Consider the following 13,032-nt stretch of genomic DNA (forward strand, 5'->3'; position numbering starts at 1 on the left):
GGTTGTCATTGGCTTACGGTGGATCATCGTGACCACGCAGAGCAGTCGGACGACCGCGCCCGGTTCTCCCGCACCCCGCCGTCCCCGCGGCGACGGCTCCGTCGCCGCCGTCGCGACACGACTCGTGGACCTGCGACGACGCCTGGAGCGCACCGACCTGCGCCCCGCCCCGGACACCGACGCCGCGTTCGGCGAGCTCGTCGGACTCTGCTGCTTCCCGCCCGCCGGCTGCACCGAGGGCGTCCTGGCACAGGTCGCCCCGCACTCGGACGCCCTGCGGACCCTCGCCGCGACCGGCGAGGGCCACATGGAGAACCACTGGGCGGGCCGGATCGCCGCCGCCCCCGACCCGCGGGCCGAGCTGGACCGGTTCCCCTACCTGGGCAACTACCACGACCTCGTCCGGCTGGAGCTCGCCGCGCTGACCGCCGTCGGACTGCCCGCGCCGCGGCGCGTCGTCGTGCTCGGGTCGGGGCCCCTGCCGCTGACCGGCCTGGTGCTGGCCACCGGGCACGGCGCGCAGGTGCTGCACGTCGACCGGGACCGGGCGGCCGTCGCCGCGGGGGACGCGGTCACCGCCGCCCTCGGGGCGGACGGGCGGGTCCGCAGCCTGGTCGCCGATCTCGACGACCCGCAGCTGTCCCCCGCGCTCGCCGACGAACTGGGCAGGGCCGACCTCGTGCTCGTCGGGGCCCTGGTCGGTCCGGACGCCGCCACCAAGGCCGCGATCACCGCCCGGCTGACCACCGCGACCGGGCCCGGCACGACCCTGCTCGTGCGGTCCGCCGCCGGGCTGCGGACCCTGCTCTACCCGGAGATCGTCCCAGCCGACCTGCCTGCACTCGACGTACTCCTCGAGGTGCACCCGCGCACCGACGTCGTCAACTCCGTCCTGGTGGCCCGCGCCGCCACGTGAGGTGCGTCGCTACCGCGGTTCGGAGCGCCTCCGGCCGGGCAACCGGACCCCGACGAGGGGCGCAGCGACGCGCCGGAGGACGACGGACCGAGGAGGTCGGGACATGATGCGGACGACGGGCGGGTTCTCCCGGCCCTACACCCCGGTACAGCCGGTCGCGGCGGCGTTCGCCGCGGCGTTCCTGCTGGTCGGAGCCCTGGGCTTCGTCCCGGGCGTGACCTCCGGTGAGCTCGCCGTGCTGCCCGGTGCGGGTACCGCGGCGCTTGCCGGGCTGCTGCCGGTGTCGGTGCTGCAGAACGTGCTGCACCTCGTCATCGGCGTGGCCGGGCTGGCCTCGGCGCGCTCCGGTGCCGCGTCGCGGGTGGTGCTCGTGGCCGGTGGCGCCGTCGCGCTGCTGAGCGCCGCCGTCGCCCTGGACGCCGTGGGCGCGGCCCTGGTGGTCGTCGCCGTCGCGATGGTCGGCTGCGCGACGCTGCTGCGCGGCCGTCCCGTGGTGCGTCCGGGCCGCCGCGGAGCCGCCGCGGCCTGAGACCTGGACGGGGCGTGACCCCCGTGGTCCGATGGCGGTGTGTCCGACACACCGTCCGCCGGGACCCCGGTCACCGGACGACACCCCGACCACGGCCACGAGGCCGAGGTCGGCGACCCGGTGTGCTGGCTGGACCGGCTCTGCCCGGACTGCGGGGCGATGCCCTCGCCCACCGACGACGGCGGGCCGCCGCAGACCTGCTGGCGCTGCGGCGCCGCCGTCACGCCCCCGTCGGGCTTGCGATCGCCTGACGATCGTGCCGGGCCCGACGCCGGGATCGACGGAACCGGCCCGGATCCGGTGGAATCGCCGTCATCATGAGCGAACACGGCCGGACCCGGGTGCTGCTGGTCGACGACGACGTCCGGATCGGGCGCGCGCTCGGCCTCGCCCTGGGCGACGAGGGCGTCGACGTCGACGCGGTCCACACCGGCGAGCAGGCCCTGGTCAGTGCCGCCCGCCCGGGCGTCGACCTCGTGCTGCTGGACCTCATGCTGCCGGGCATCGACGGCCTCACCGTCTGCCGGCGGCTGCGCGAGACCGGTGACCTGCCGATCATCATGGTGACCGCGCGCTCCGACTCCGCCGACGTCATCGCCGGCCTGGAGGCGGGCGCCGACGACTACGTCACCAAGCCCCTGGTGGCCGGGGAGCTGGCCGCCCGCATCCGGGCGCTGCTGCGCCGGCGACGTCCGACTCCGGCGGCACCGCGCCGGATCACCGTCGGCGACGTCGAGCTGCGCCCGGACGAGGGCACCGTGCTCCGCGACGGCGCCCCGGTGCACCTGACCCGCACCGAGTTCCGGCTGTTCGCCGAGCTCGCCGCGGCGGGCGGGCGGATCGTGACCCGCGACGAGCTGCTGTCGCGGGTGTGGGGCTACGAGTACCACGGCGACACCCGGCTGCTGGACGTCCACGTGCGACGGCTGCGGCGCAAGGTCGAGCTCGACCCGGACCGGCCGGTCCTCGTGTTGACCGTGCGCGGCGCCGGGTACAAGGTCGGCGACGCCGGACCGGACGCCGCGCTGCCGGGCGCCGCCCCCGCCTCGGGCCGCGGCGGGTGAGCGGGCGCGGCAGGATGCGGTCCGTGCTGGACCGACTGCCGCTGGGCCGGCTTCCGCTGCGTCACCGGATCGGCGTCGCGTTCGCCGGGGTGTCGCTGGTGGTGACCGGGCTGTTCGCGACGGTCACCTGGAACCTCGCGTCGTACTACCTGGTGGAGCAGCGGGTGGAGAGCGCGACCCGGCAGCTCGCGGTGAACCTCCAGCTCGTCGAGCGGGCGATGGCCGACACCGCCGACGTCGGCGGGCTCGACGACCTGTTGACCGGCCTCGCGGGCACCCCGGACACCACGGTCGCGCTGCGCCGCGACGGCGCCTGGACGACCAGCGGCCGCGAGGTCGAACCCGACCTGCTGCCGGCGGGTGTGCTGGCGCTGGCGGAGAACGGGACCGGGGCGCGGCAGCGGGTGATGGTGGCGGGGATGCCGAGCGTCGTCGTCGCGGCGCCGATGCCGGGCGGCGACGTGTTCGTCGAGGTCTTCCCGATGCAGCGGCTCGACGCCAACCTGAGGTTCCTCAGCGTCGTGCTGTTCACCGGGGTCGCGGTGAGCGCGCTGCTCGGGCTCGCGCTGGGCCAGTGGGCCGGGCGGCGCGCGCTGCTGCCGCTCACCGCCGTGACCCGGGCCGCGGCACGGATCGCCGGGGGTGACCTGACCGCGCGGCTGCCGTCGAGCACCGACGCCGAGCTCGCCCCGCTCGTCGCGACCTTCAACCGGACCGCCGACGACCTGGAGCAGCGGGTGTCGCGCGACGCCCGGTTCGCCGCGGACGTCTCGCACGAGCTGCGGTCGCCGCTGACGACACTGGTGAACGCGGCCGCGGTGCTGACCCGGCGGCGCGACGAGCTCGCACCGACCGCGCGGGAGGCGGTCGAGCTGCTCGACGGCGAGATCCAGCGCTTCCGCCGGATGGTCCTGGACCTGCTGGAGATCTCCCGCAGCGACACCCTGCAGCGCGAGGACGGCGAGCTCGGTGCACTGGTCCACGGTCTCGTCGCGGTCCGCGGCGGGGAGCACGTCCCCGAGGTCGACGCCCCGGAGCCGGTGACCGTGCGGGTCGACCGCCGCCGCCTCGACCAGATCCTGGGCAACCTCCTGGACAACGCCGACGCGCACGGCGGCGGCGCGCGGCGGATCGGCGTCGCGCCCCGGGACCGGTACGCCCGGATCGAGGTCGACGACGCGGGCCCCGGCATCCCGCCCGAACAGCGGCTGGCGGTGTTCGAGCGGTTCGCCCGTGGCACCCTGGCCGGCAGCCGCGGCGACGGCGGCGGCACCGGTCTCGGCCTGTCCCTGGTCGCCGCGCACGTGCGCCGGCACGACGGCCGGGTGTGGGTGGAGGAACGACCCGGCGGCGGGACCCGGGTCGTCGTCGAGCTGCCGGGGGTGGACAGGTGAGGACGCGGCTGTGCACCGCCGTGCTGGGGCTGCTGCTCGTCGCCGGGTGCGGGGTGACCCTCGACGACGAGCCGGAGCCGATCGACCTGCCCAGCGGCACGACCTCCCCCACCCCGACGGTGACGGTGCTCCCACCCCCGACAGCGACTACCGGCGACGGCGGCGCGGGTCCGACGCGCAGCTGATGCAGGTCGTCGCGGCGGGCAGCGCCTCCAGCCGTTCCGGCGCGATCGGTCCGCCGCAGACGGCGCAACGCCCGTAGCCGCCCGTGGCCAGGCGGTCGGCCGCCCGGTCGAGCTCGTCGCGCTCCTGCTCGGCGGCGGCGAGCAGCCCCTGCAGCTGGGCACGCTGCACCGCGATCGTGACGCCCTCCGGGTCGTGCTCGTCGTCGTGGCTGGTCAGGGCCTGCTGATCGGCGAGCGCGTCGAGCTCGCGGCGCAGCGAGCCGACCCACTCCTGTGCGCGGGCGCGGGCGGCGGCGAGGGTGGTGGGGTCCACCACCCCAGGATGCGCCCCGGCAGACTGCGGTGGTGAGCCTTTTTCGTCCGGTGTCCGGTGTCGGGGTCGTCCTGGAACGCGCCGACGGCACCGTCGCCGTCGGTCACCGGATCACCGCCGGGGAGAGCCCGAGCTGGTCGTTCCCGGGCGGGCACCTGGAGGGCGGGGAGCCGGTCGTCGCCGCGGCGCTGCGCGAGCTCGCCGAGGAGACCGGTGTCGTCGCGGCCTCCGGCACGCTGGTCGCGGTGTGCGTGCGGCTCGACGGCCCGGGCGTCACGTTCGCGGTGCACGTGCCCGCGCCCGCCGGCGCCGTGCTGCGGGTGACCGAGCCGCACGCGACCGACTCCTGGACCTGGACCGACCCGGACGCCCTGCCCGGACCGGTGTTCGCCCACACCGCCGCCGTCCGGCACGCCTGGCGCCGCCCCGGCGTCGCACTCGACGGGTGGGACCTGCACCGCGTCGCGACCTGACGCGGCTACTCGCCGGTGGAGCCGGTGGCGAGCTCGACGACGACGTCCAGGTGGCCGAGGTGGCGGGCGTACTCCTGGACGACGTGCAGCAGGGTCCGTTCGATCGTCGCGGGCGGTGCACCGGCCCAGCGCCCGCTCGGCAACCCCGCGGCTCCGGGCCCCACCGACTCCGCGATCTCGCGGGTACGCAGGCCCTGCGCGGAGAGCGCGGCGACGACGTCGTCCGCGCCGACCCCGGGCGGCAGCGCCCACCGCCCGTCGACGTGGTCGGCCCAGGGGTCCGGGAGGTCGGCGTCGACGAAGCCCCACTCCAGCCAGCGGCGCTCCATGCAGCTCAGGTGGTGCAGCAGCTCCGCGGGAGACCAGCCCGACGGCAGCCGTCCGGTCGTGCAGTCGGCCACCGGCAGCGTGGCGTACCTGGCGAGGACGCGCTCGCGGTAGAAGTCGACGTAGCCGAGCAGCAGCGCGGTCGTCGACGACGCCGGGTCGGACGGCTCGGGGAGCCGGTCGCGGCGCAGGTGCAGCAGCGGGAACGGCCTGCCCTGCCCGTCGCGCCCGGAGCGCCCGGTCCGGACGAAGCCGAGGTGCTCGTAGAACCCGACCGCGCCCGGGTTCTGCTCGTTCACGTCGAGCTCCACCCGCGGCATCCCGGTGGTGGCCGCGGCCAGCAGGGCCGATCCGACGCCCCCGCCGTGCGCGGACGGGTCGACGAACAGCGCCTCCACCCGGTGGCCGTCGGTGCCGACCCAGCCGACCGGGGTGCCGTCGTCGCGCTGCGCGACCAGGACCGTCAGACCCGGCAGGGCCGCCGTGCGGACCTCGGTCTCGATCGCGTCGACGTCGGCCGCGGTGAGGAAGGTGTGCGTGGCCTCGACGGCGCGGCGCCAGATGCGGACCAGCCCGGGGTGGTCGGCGGGGGTGGCCGGGCGGACGGTCGGGAAGCTGCTCACCGGGCCAGGATCGCAGCGGTGTCGACCGGGTTCGCCCGGCACCGGCCGGTGTCCCACCACGGGACGGGTGGGCCGGACCGCGGTCGACACCGGGCCCGGAACCGTCGACGATCGTCCCGTGACCGTCCTGGACGTCCTCCTGCCGCAGCTCGTCGCTGCGCCCGGGGCGCTCGCCGTGCCGGCGGGCGGCGGCCGGGCCCGGGGCACCGACTGACCCCGGCCCGGCTCAGAGCGACCGGAGCGTGCCCATGGCCGCGGTCTCCAGGTCCGCGATCCGTAGCAGCAGCCCTGCGGCCTCGGTCAGGCCGGCCGGGTCCCCGTCGAGCCCGGCGCGCTCGACGAGGCCGGCGACGCGGGTCCAGAGCGTCGCCGACTCGGCGAACAGGTCCCGGCCCCGTTCGACCGCCGCGGCGCGTCCGCCCGGCCCGTCGCCGTCGTCGAGCAGCGGCAGGCAGGCGGTGAGGAAGTCGCGGTAGAGGGTCCGGAACAGTGCCCCGCCGGTACCGGCCCGTTCCATGAGCATCGCCATCTGGGGCAGGTCCCGGGGCGGGTCCTCGACGCGGTCGAGCCAGGACGGGGCGCGCTTCGCCGTCGTCCGGATGCCGCGGTGCCCGATGTTGGCGATCGGCGGGTGCAGGAACGCCTCGGCGCACTCGACGATCGCGGGCGCGATCGCGGGGACGGGGTCGACCGGCTCCCGGAGCGGTCCGAGGGTGAACGAGCGGTGCGGCGCCGACATGGGTCCGCGCGCCGCGCGCGCCCGGGCCAGACTCTCCAGGCTCGTGCTGACCCGGCCGCCCTGCTGCGCGGTGTCGAGGAGGTACGCGGACTCCTCGTCGTAGCCGAGGAGGGCCACGACGTGACCCGCGAAGTGGACCCGGGAGCCGAAGTAGTCCAGGTCGTGGCTGTCGAGCTGCAGCCCGACGGGCACGCCGTCGTCGACGAGGGTGCGCACCTGGTCCCACCCCCGGCGGGCGGACGAGGTCTCCTGGACGCGCAGGTCGAGGCCGAGGCGGCGGGCGAGGGTGCGGGTCAGCTCGAAGGGCTTGACCCGCCCGCCCAGGAACGGCACCGGCTGCCGCTTCGAGTCCCAGTACACGAACGACAGCCCGGAGCCGAGCCCGAACAGCACCGGTTCGGCGAGGTGGACGCCGGCGTGCCCGAGGAGCGCGCCGAGCGCCGTCGTCTCGCAGTGGACGCCTCCCGTGGCCGGGACGCCGGTGGATGCATCACTCATCGGGCACCTGGACCCGCTCGGCGAGCCACGACCTCTCCGCACGCAGCTGGGACAGGGAGAACGAGAAGACGTCGCGCGCCTCCGGCGGGAGGGGCTCCTGCGCCGTGCGGGCGGCGACGACCGCGTCGATGCGGGCGTCGAGGCCGACGAGCCGGGTCCGGAGCGCCTCGTCGACCTCGTGCGCGGGGAGCAGGCCCGCGTGGGCGAGGCCGGCGACGAAGGAGCGGGCGGGGACCCCGGCGTCGGCGAGCAGCTCGCGGACGCCGGCGGCCGCGGTGCGGCGCCCCCGGTCGGTGATGCGCACGACGCGGCGGGCCTTCGGGGAGGGGCGGTCGTCGTCGGCCTCGGCCAGGCCGCGGGCGGTCAGCTTGTCGAGCAGGTAGTAGATCGAGGAGAAGCCGATGTCGGTCCAGCGGCGGACGCCGCGCTGCTCGACGACCTGTTCGATGTCGTAGCCGTGGCGCGGACGCTCGGCCAGGGTCCCGAGGACGACGAGCTCGCCGAGGGTCAGCTCCACGGTTGTATTCTAGCACTGGAATAGCGCTACAGACCGCCCCGCATGCGACCTCCCCCGCGCGAAACACGACGACACCGGCGCGAGACGCCGACGCAACGTGCCGCTCCTAGCGTCTCCGCCTGCTGTATCCAGCCCTGGACACAGCAGATGAGGAGGCTTGTCGATGTCGAGTGCCGTCGACGAGGCGGGGACACCGCCGCTGCGCGAACGCGTCTACGCCGTGCTGCGGGACGACGTCGTCAACGGCGACATCGGCGCCGGCACCCGCCTCACCGAACCGAAGCTCGCCGCGCGGTTCGGCATCTCCCGCACCCCGGTCCGCGAGGCCCTCGGCCGGCTCGTCGCCGACGGCCTCCTGCAGCGCGAGGAGGACTACGGCTACTCGGTCGTCGTCCCCGACCTGGCGGGGGTGCGTGACCTCTGGGAGGTCCGCATCGCGGTCGAGCTGCGCGGGATCGACCGGTGCCGGGAGAACCCGGGCACCGTGCACGACGCCGGAGCGCTCCGGGCGGAGCTGGCCCGCTGGCACCGGATGATCGAGGAGCCGCCCGCGGCCGGCCCGGGCTTCGTGCTGGAGGACGAACGGTTCCACAGCACGCTGCTCGCGGCGTCGGGCAACCCCGAGCTCGTCGCGGTGCTGGCCGACGTGCACCGCCGGATCCGGCGGGTGCGGATGAACGACTACGTGCTCCCCGGCCGCGTCGAGGCGGCCGTGTCCGAGCACGTCGCCGTCGCCGAGGCGGTCCTCGCCGGCCGGCTCGACACCGCGCGCCACCTGCTGCACCAGCACATGGGCGCCTCGCTGGAGATCGTCACCGAACGCGCCGGCCGCGCCCTGCTCGCCACCGACACCCGGGACCGCCGCCGCGGCCCGACCACCCTCGACGTGAGGACCTCATGAGACTCGCCGCGATGAAGCATCCCGCCGTCCTGATCGCGCTCGCCGCGGTCGCCGGGATCGTGTTCGGTCTGGTCGTCGGCGAGTGGGCCGGCAACCTGAAGGTCGTCGGCGACGCCTTCATCCGGCTCGTCCAGATGGCGATCGTGCCGCTGGTCATGACCTCGGTGATCGCGGCCTGCGGGTCGATGACCGGGTCCGGCACCGGCCGGCTCGCACTACGGACATTCGCCTGGATGATCGGTCTGTCGGTCGTGGCCGCGGTGGTCGCGGTGGTGCTCGGACTGCTGTTCCGTCCGGGCGCCGGAATGGTCGCGACGGCCGCGCCGGACGCCGCGCCGCCGCCCGCGGCGGTCCCGGAGAGCTGGCAGGACACGGTCCTGGGCTTCTTCACCACCAACGTCGTCGAGTCGATGGCCGAGGCGGCGATGGTCCCGATCATCCTGTTCTCGCTGCTGTTCGGCGTCGCCCTCAACCGGCACGTCCACGCGACGGGCAACACACTCGTCCTCGACGTCGTCGGGCAGCTGCAGCAGGTCCTGCTCACCCTCATCCGGCTGGTCATGTACGTCGCACCGATCGGGGTCTTCGCACTGCTCGCCGACTTGTCCGGCCGGATCGGCTTCGCCGTGGTCGGGTCGGCGCTGGCCTACCTCGGAACCAACCTGCTGGGCGTCGTCGTGCTCACCGTGCTGTTCGTGGCGATCGTCGCCGCGCGCACCCGGCTCAACCCCGCGCGCCTGCCCCGCACGCTCGCGGAGCAGACCGCCGTCGCGGTCACGACGACGAGCTCGGCCGTCACCTACCCCACCGTCCTGCGCACCACGATCGAGAAGGTCGGCGTGAGCCCGCGGGTCGCCAACTTCACGCTGTCGGTGGGGCTGACCATGGGGTCCTACGGCGCCGTCCTCAACTACACGATCGTCGTGCTGTTCCTCGCCCAGGCCGGCGGCGTCGAGCTGTCGGCCGGGCAGATCGTGTTCGGGATGGTTCTCGCGATCCTGCTCAACATGGGCACCATCACCGTGCCGGGCGGGTTCCCCGTCGTGGCCCTGTTCCTCGCCACCACCCTCGGGCTGCCGCCGGCGGCCGCCGGGCTGCTCATCGCCGTCGACTGGTTCACCGGGATCCTGCGGACGTTCCTCAACGTCAACGCCGACACCCTGGTGGCGATGCTCGTCGCGCACCCCGACGGGGAGATCGACCGGGACGTCTACGACGGTGTGCGCGGCGAGGATCCGGTGGAGACAGCGGTCGGGAGCGGCCCGGGAGGCTGACCCCCGGAACCACGCGTTCGCGAGCCTCGGCAGTCATGTCGGTCAGGGGCCGGACCTGCTCCGCAGTCGGATACCCCCCGGCAGCGACCTCACCCGGGCCGGGACAACGCGGGCAGGCGTGGTCCGGTCCTTCAGGCGCAGCACAGAAGGGTCAGGCCCGATCAAGTCCCATGACGTGAAGCGGGGCCCAGCCTGACGGCTGGGCCCCGCATTCACAGAGACAGATTCTACTGATCCAGATGTCCGGAGGCTTCTCTAATGATCACCCTCCCGCTCGTCTCGATCCTTCGCCGTCCCTCTGGCGTTCAGGCCGTCCAAGTTCGAGTGAGAAGGTAGGTATCGCTCCCGCTCGCGTCAAGCCCCTCTTCCGCAGTCCGTCTCTGCGGTGATCCCGACGCCCTGATCGCAGTCGCCGAGCGGGCGCGCTCCCCGCTGCCCCTGAGGGTTCGCCATCCACTCTCGGACGTCCTCGACCACACGGCCGACCGGCTCCAGGGCGTCTGTACGGCGCCTCGTCGTTGTCGGGGTCGACACGACGTCGCCGCCGAGGCAAGGCCCCGGACGACGGACTCAACAAGGCGACGCCTCGGGGATGAGCAACCGCGTCGAGATGTGCCACGTCAACGACCGAGCCGCCGGGATCGTTCAGGGGTCCATCACGGAGCAGGGCCGGACAGCCTGCCCCGACACCGCGGACGGGCGGGAGGTGTGGTGAGCGAAGCGGCGTGGCCGGCGTGGCCGGCCTGCGCCGCCGCAGGCGGCGCCTTGACGACTCACACGTCCCTGTCCGAAAGATCAGCGACCAGCTCGGTCACGCGAAGATCAGCATGACCCAGGACCGCCATCTCGGGCGGCGGGCTCACCGACCGTCAGACCGCCGACGTCCTGGAGGACATGTTCGCCGAGGACACGAAAACTGTCCCAAAAGCGTACTCTGATCTTGAAGGCGAGCCGGACGCATCGCTCTCACCTGCGGATTGTGTGGGCCCCCGGGGGATCGAACCCCGAACCCGCGGAGACAAGATCCACTACTTCCGGCGATGCTCGACGTTCGCCGATACCCCTCGTGCGCTGCACGGACTCGCTGCCAAGTCTTCCACGGGCGACGGTCCGTCGTCGGTTCTTGCCGTTGAATCCCGGGGGTAGCCCGGGGGCGAGCCTGCTCCCCCGCGCCTTCCGAGTGCCATCCCGTCGACCTGTCGCCAGACCGACCGTGCGGGCGCCCGTGGGCGGCCCTCGACGCAACCGCGCCCGACCATGCCCGGCTCCGCCCACGGGTGTCCGTGCGGTACGCCCTCCGGGAGGTCGGCGGGATGGCACGGTGCCACCATCCCGGAGACCTGCCCGCCCGGCGAGGGCCTTGTAGACATTTGAAGGGAGGGGCGTTGCCTGCCACAACCGTACGTCCAGGGCTTACGATCGCCGGTGTCGCGTGGCCGCCCGGTAATCGAGTTGCTATCGCGTCCAGACTACGACCACAGTAGCCAGGGTGGGTCGGAGAATCGGTGTAGTCGGGCTCGGCGCGCAGGGTCGATACCTGGCCTGGTGGGCAGAACAGCTCGGGTTCGAGGTCGCAGTGGGGTGCGACGTCCGCGATCTCAGATATACTGAGCTGCCCTGCACGGGATTCACTCGAGACTGGACCGATCTGTTATCCATGGGGCTCGATGGAGTGGTCCTTTCCGAGGATTTCGACATGCATGCCCGTCGAGCGATCGCGTTTCTCGATGCGGGCATTCATGTGCTCTCCGAAACTGCAGCCTGTGCCAGTGTGGACGAGGCGCGACAGCTTGTCGCGGCGGCGGACAGCGCACGCGCGACCTACTCGTTCGCCGAGAATTACGTCGCCCTGCCGCATGTACGCATGATCACCGATGCGGTCTCGGCCGGTGAAGTCGGAGACGTCGAGTTAATCGAGAGCGAGTACCTGCACGGCCTGTCCCCCGATGCGCTGCGGGATTTGCTCGGTCCTGACGTTCACTGGCGCAACCGGATATCACCGACCGCGTACTGTACCCACACACTCAGTCCGGTGATCGCCATAACCGGTGGCCAGCCGATTTCGGTGGCAGCGCATGGCATCGGTACGGAGGAACGAGCTACCGCGGTCGTCATGGTCGTGCGGATGTCCACCGGCGCGGTGGCCGTCACCCGCCACGGGTTCCTGCAGGGCGAACCGGACAGCCACTGGAGTTGGGTCTCCGTGCGCGGTTCTCGCGGGCTCGTCGAGTCCCGTCGGATGCAGGGCGAGGACGCGTGGACGATCCGACTCCGGACCGAACCCTGGGCGAACCCGGCGGGCGCAGTCCGTGAGGAGGTGCGCGCGCCGGAGGGCCTCGTCGTCGCGGGCCAGAAGCTCGATCCCGGAGCCGAGGGCACTGTACGGGTCCTACTGGCCTTTCGCGCGACCCTCGATGAAGGTGCCCCGCCGTTGGTGCCAGTCCGTCCGGCCGTCGCAGCCTCCCTGGTCGGAGTCGTCGCCAGCCAGTCGCTGAACGATGGCGGCCGGCCAGTCGCCGTCCCTGAGATCTAGCATCCGGCGCCAGGAGTCAACTTCAGACGAGCAAGTGAACGAGACGCTCGACGACCTCACCAGCTCGTACCAGGTCTGACTGGAAGCCCTCCTACCGGCGGAACCCCGCCCTGGCCGGGACTCCGACCACCCGGTGCACCACTGATCCGGTCGCACCCACTCGCCGACCCATCGCGACACCGTCGTCGTGCTGCGATGGGTCGGCGCGCCCTCCTTCCTGGCTGGCCACGACAATGTGAGCCGCCCTGGCTGACCTCAGGCGTGAGGCTGGCTTGATCTTCGGCTCGGCATCCCAGCCCAGCGTTCGTCGCTTCATACGCCGGCCGGGGCCGCCTCCGTTCACATTCGGTGCATAGCCTTGAGCTTTGCGGCCGTCTCGGTCGCGCGGTAGCCGGCCGGCACACCTTCCACCAGAAGAATTACTGAGCGAGAATTTTCCGCCCGGAGCCGGATAAGCTCCTGGTACGCCACCGATTCATACCACGCTCGAGCGCACCGGGATGACGGGAAGCCGATGATGACGATGTTTGCTCCAAATTGGCCTTCCAGTACCGCAGGCTCAGATCCGTGCACCATCCACTCTCCCTGAAATGGCTGAAATGTGCTCTCGATCTGTTCGATGTAGCTGATCAGGTCTGGGCTCACCTCAACATCGCTCAGCAGCCCTACAGCGTAACACCGAACGCTCGGGTTTGAGCTCATCCCAGGCGCCTCATCCAGAAATTTGCAGACCAAGCTCCAACCAG

Annotated in this window: 14 protein-coding genes; 9 read left to right on the plus strand and 5 right to left on the minus strand. The window is 73.0% G+C overall.

Going from position 1 to position 13,032, the window contains the following annotated elements; genetic code table 11:
• The first annotated feature begins 28 nt into the window (after positions 1-28).
• From DMP15_RS00190 to DMP15_RS00210, 5 genes are all read left to right on the plus strand, one after another.
• A complete protein-coding gene (locus DMP15_RS00190) occupies positions 29-916 on the plus strand; it encodes a nicotianamine synthase family protein (RefSeq protein ID WP_337825319.1) in 888 nt (295 codons plus the stop codon).
• A gap of 103 nt (positions 917-1,019) precedes the next feature.
• Complete coding sequence (locus tag DMP15_RS00195) at positions 1,020-1,445, plus strand: DUF4383 domain-containing protein (RefSeq protein ID WP_083658659.1); 426 nt, start codon at positions 1,020-1,022, stop codon at positions 1,443-1,445.
• A gap of 317 nt (positions 1,446-1,762) precedes the next feature.
• Positions 1,763-2,509: a response regulator transcription factor gene (locus DMP15_RS00200; RefSeq protein ID WP_073575886.1), complete on the plus strand. Its 747-nt coding sequence runs from the start codon at positions 1,763-1,765 to the stop codon at positions 2,507-2,509.
• 14 nt (positions 2,510-2,523) lie between these two features.
• On the plus strand, positions 2,524-3,903 hold the full coding sequence (locus DMP15_RS00205; RefSeq protein ID WP_161152810.1) for a sensor histidine kinase: 1,380 nt from the start codon (positions 2,524-2,526) through the stop codon (positions 3,901-3,903).
• The gene (locus DMP15_RS00210; protein WP_161152811.1) at positions 3,900-4,088 is read left to right on the plus strand and encodes a hypothetical protein; all 189 of its coding nucleotides are present in this window, start codon (positions 3,900-3,902) and stop codon (positions 4,086-4,088) included. Before DMP15_RS00205 ends, DMP15_RS00210 begins: the two co-directional genes overlap by 4 nt.
• On the opposite strand, the gene DMP15_RS00215 is transcribed toward DMP15_RS00210, so the two are convergent.
• Complete coding sequence (locus DMP15_RS00215) at positions 4,051-4,401, minus strand: TraR/DksA family transcriptional regulator (RefSeq protein ID WP_161152812.1); 351 nt, start codon at positions 4,399-4,401, stop codon at positions 4,051-4,053. The two genes, DMP15_RS00210 and DMP15_RS00215, sit on opposite strands and share 38 nt — an antisense overlap.
• A gap of 32 nt (positions 4,402-4,433) precedes the next feature.
• Between DMP15_RS00215 and DMP15_RS00220 the strand changes: the two genes are divergently transcribed.
• Entirely contained in the window at positions 4,434-4,874 is a 441-nt protein-coding gene (locus DMP15_RS00220) for an NUDIX domain-containing protein (RefSeq protein ID WP_157818432.1), read from the plus strand.
• A gap of 5 nt (positions 4,875-4,879) precedes the next feature.
• Here DMP15_RS00220 and DMP15_RS00225 read toward each other — a convergent pair whose 3' ends face one another.
• The 3 genes from DMP15_RS00225 to DMP15_RS00235 all read right to left on the minus strand — a co-directional run bounded on the left by DMP15_RS00225 (position 4,880) and on the right by DMP15_RS00235 (position 7,578).
• The gene (locus tag DMP15_RS00225) at positions 4,880-5,824 is read right to left on the minus strand and encodes an acetyltransferase (RefSeq protein ID WP_337825320.1); all 945 of its coding nucleotides are present in this window, start codon (positions 5,822-5,824) and stop codon (positions 4,880-4,882) included.
• A gap of 226 nt (positions 5,825-6,050) precedes the next feature.
• Positions 6,051-7,061, minus strand: a complete 1,011-nt coding sequence (locus DMP15_RS00230) for a BtrH N-terminal domain-containing protein (protein ID WP_161152813.1) — start codon at positions 7,059-7,061, stop codon at positions 6,051-6,053.
• Complete coding sequence (locus tag DMP15_RS00235) at positions 7,054-7,578, minus strand: PadR family transcriptional regulator (RefSeq protein ID WP_179761251.1); 525 nt, start codon at positions 7,576-7,578, stop codon at positions 7,054-7,056. Before DMP15_RS00235 ends, DMP15_RS00230 begins: the two co-directional genes overlap by 8 nt.
• A gap of 163 nt (positions 7,579-7,741) precedes the next feature.
• Between DMP15_RS00235 and DMP15_RS00240 the strand changes: the two genes are divergently transcribed.
• From DMP15_RS00240 to DMP15_RS00250, 3 genes are all read left to right on the plus strand, one after another.
• Complete coding sequence (locus tag DMP15_RS00240) at positions 7,742-8,479, plus strand: GntR family transcriptional regulator (protein ID WP_337825321.1); 738 nt, start codon at positions 7,742-7,744, stop codon at positions 8,477-8,479.
• An 11-nt stretch (positions 8,480-8,490) separates the two neighbouring features.
• Positions 8,491-9,753 carry a dicarboxylate/amino acid:cation symporter gene (locus DMP15_RS00245; RefSeq protein WP_337825322.1) on the plus strand — a complete coding sequence of 421 codons (1,263 nt, stop codon included), beginning with the start codon at positions 8,491-8,493 and terminating at the stop codon, positions 9,751-9,753.
• 1,489 nt (positions 9,754-11,242) lie between these two features.
• Positions 11,243-12,286 (plus strand): Gfo/Idh/MocA family oxidoreductase, encoded by a 1,044-nt coding sequence (locus DMP15_RS00250; protein WP_073575876.1) that lies wholly within the window; start codon positions 11,243-11,245, stop codon positions 12,284-12,286.
• Between the two features lie 339 nt (positions 12,287-12,625).
• Here DMP15_RS00250 and DMP15_RS00255 read toward each other — a convergent pair whose 3' ends face one another.
• A complete protein-coding gene (locus tag DMP15_RS00255; protein WP_337825323.1) occupies positions 12,626-12,988 on the minus strand; it encodes a DUF1330 domain-containing protein in 363 nt (120 codons plus the stop codon).
• Between the last annotated feature and the right edge of the window lie 44 nt (positions 12,989-13,032).

This window comes from Pseudonocardia sp. UM4_GMWB1, assembly GCF_017312155.1.
GTDB classification, from domain to species: Bacteria; Actinomycetota; Actinomycetes; order Mycobacteriales; family Pseudonocardiaceae; genus Pseudonocardia; species Pseudonocardia alni.

What these genes read in the sequence shown, in the direction of transcription:
- DMP15_RS00195 (WP_083658659.1), top strand. Translation starts at nt 1,020, where the DNA reads ATGATGCGGACGACGGGCGGGTTCTCCCGGCCCTACACCCCGGTACAG.
- DMP15_RS00200 (WP_073575886.1), top strand. Translation starts at nt 1,763, where the DNA reads ATGAGCGAACACGGCCGGACCCGGGTGCTGCTGGTCGACGACGACGTC.
- DMP15_RS00205 (WP_161152810.1), top strand. Translation starts at nt 2,524, where the DNA reads ATGCGGTCCGTGCTGGACCGACTGCCGCTGGGCCGGCTTCCGCTGCGT.
- DMP15_RS00230 (WP_161152813.1), bottom strand. Translation starts at nt 7,061, where the DNA reads ATGAGTGATGCATCCACCGGCGTCCCGGCCACGGGAGGCGTCCACTGC.
- DMP15_RS00240 (WP_337825321.1), top strand. Translation starts at nt 7,742, where the DNA reads ATGTCGAGTGCCGTCGACGAGGCGGGGACACCGCCGCTGCGCGAACGC.
- DMP15_RS00245 (WP_337825322.1), top strand. Translation starts at nt 8,491, where the DNA reads ATGAAGCATCCCGCCGTCCTGATCGCGCTCGCCGCGGTCGCCGGGATC.
- DMP15_RS00255 (WP_337825323.1), bottom strand. Translation starts at nt 12,988, where the DNA reads ATGAGCTCAAACCCGAGCGTTCGGTGTTACGCTGTAGGGCTGCTGAGC.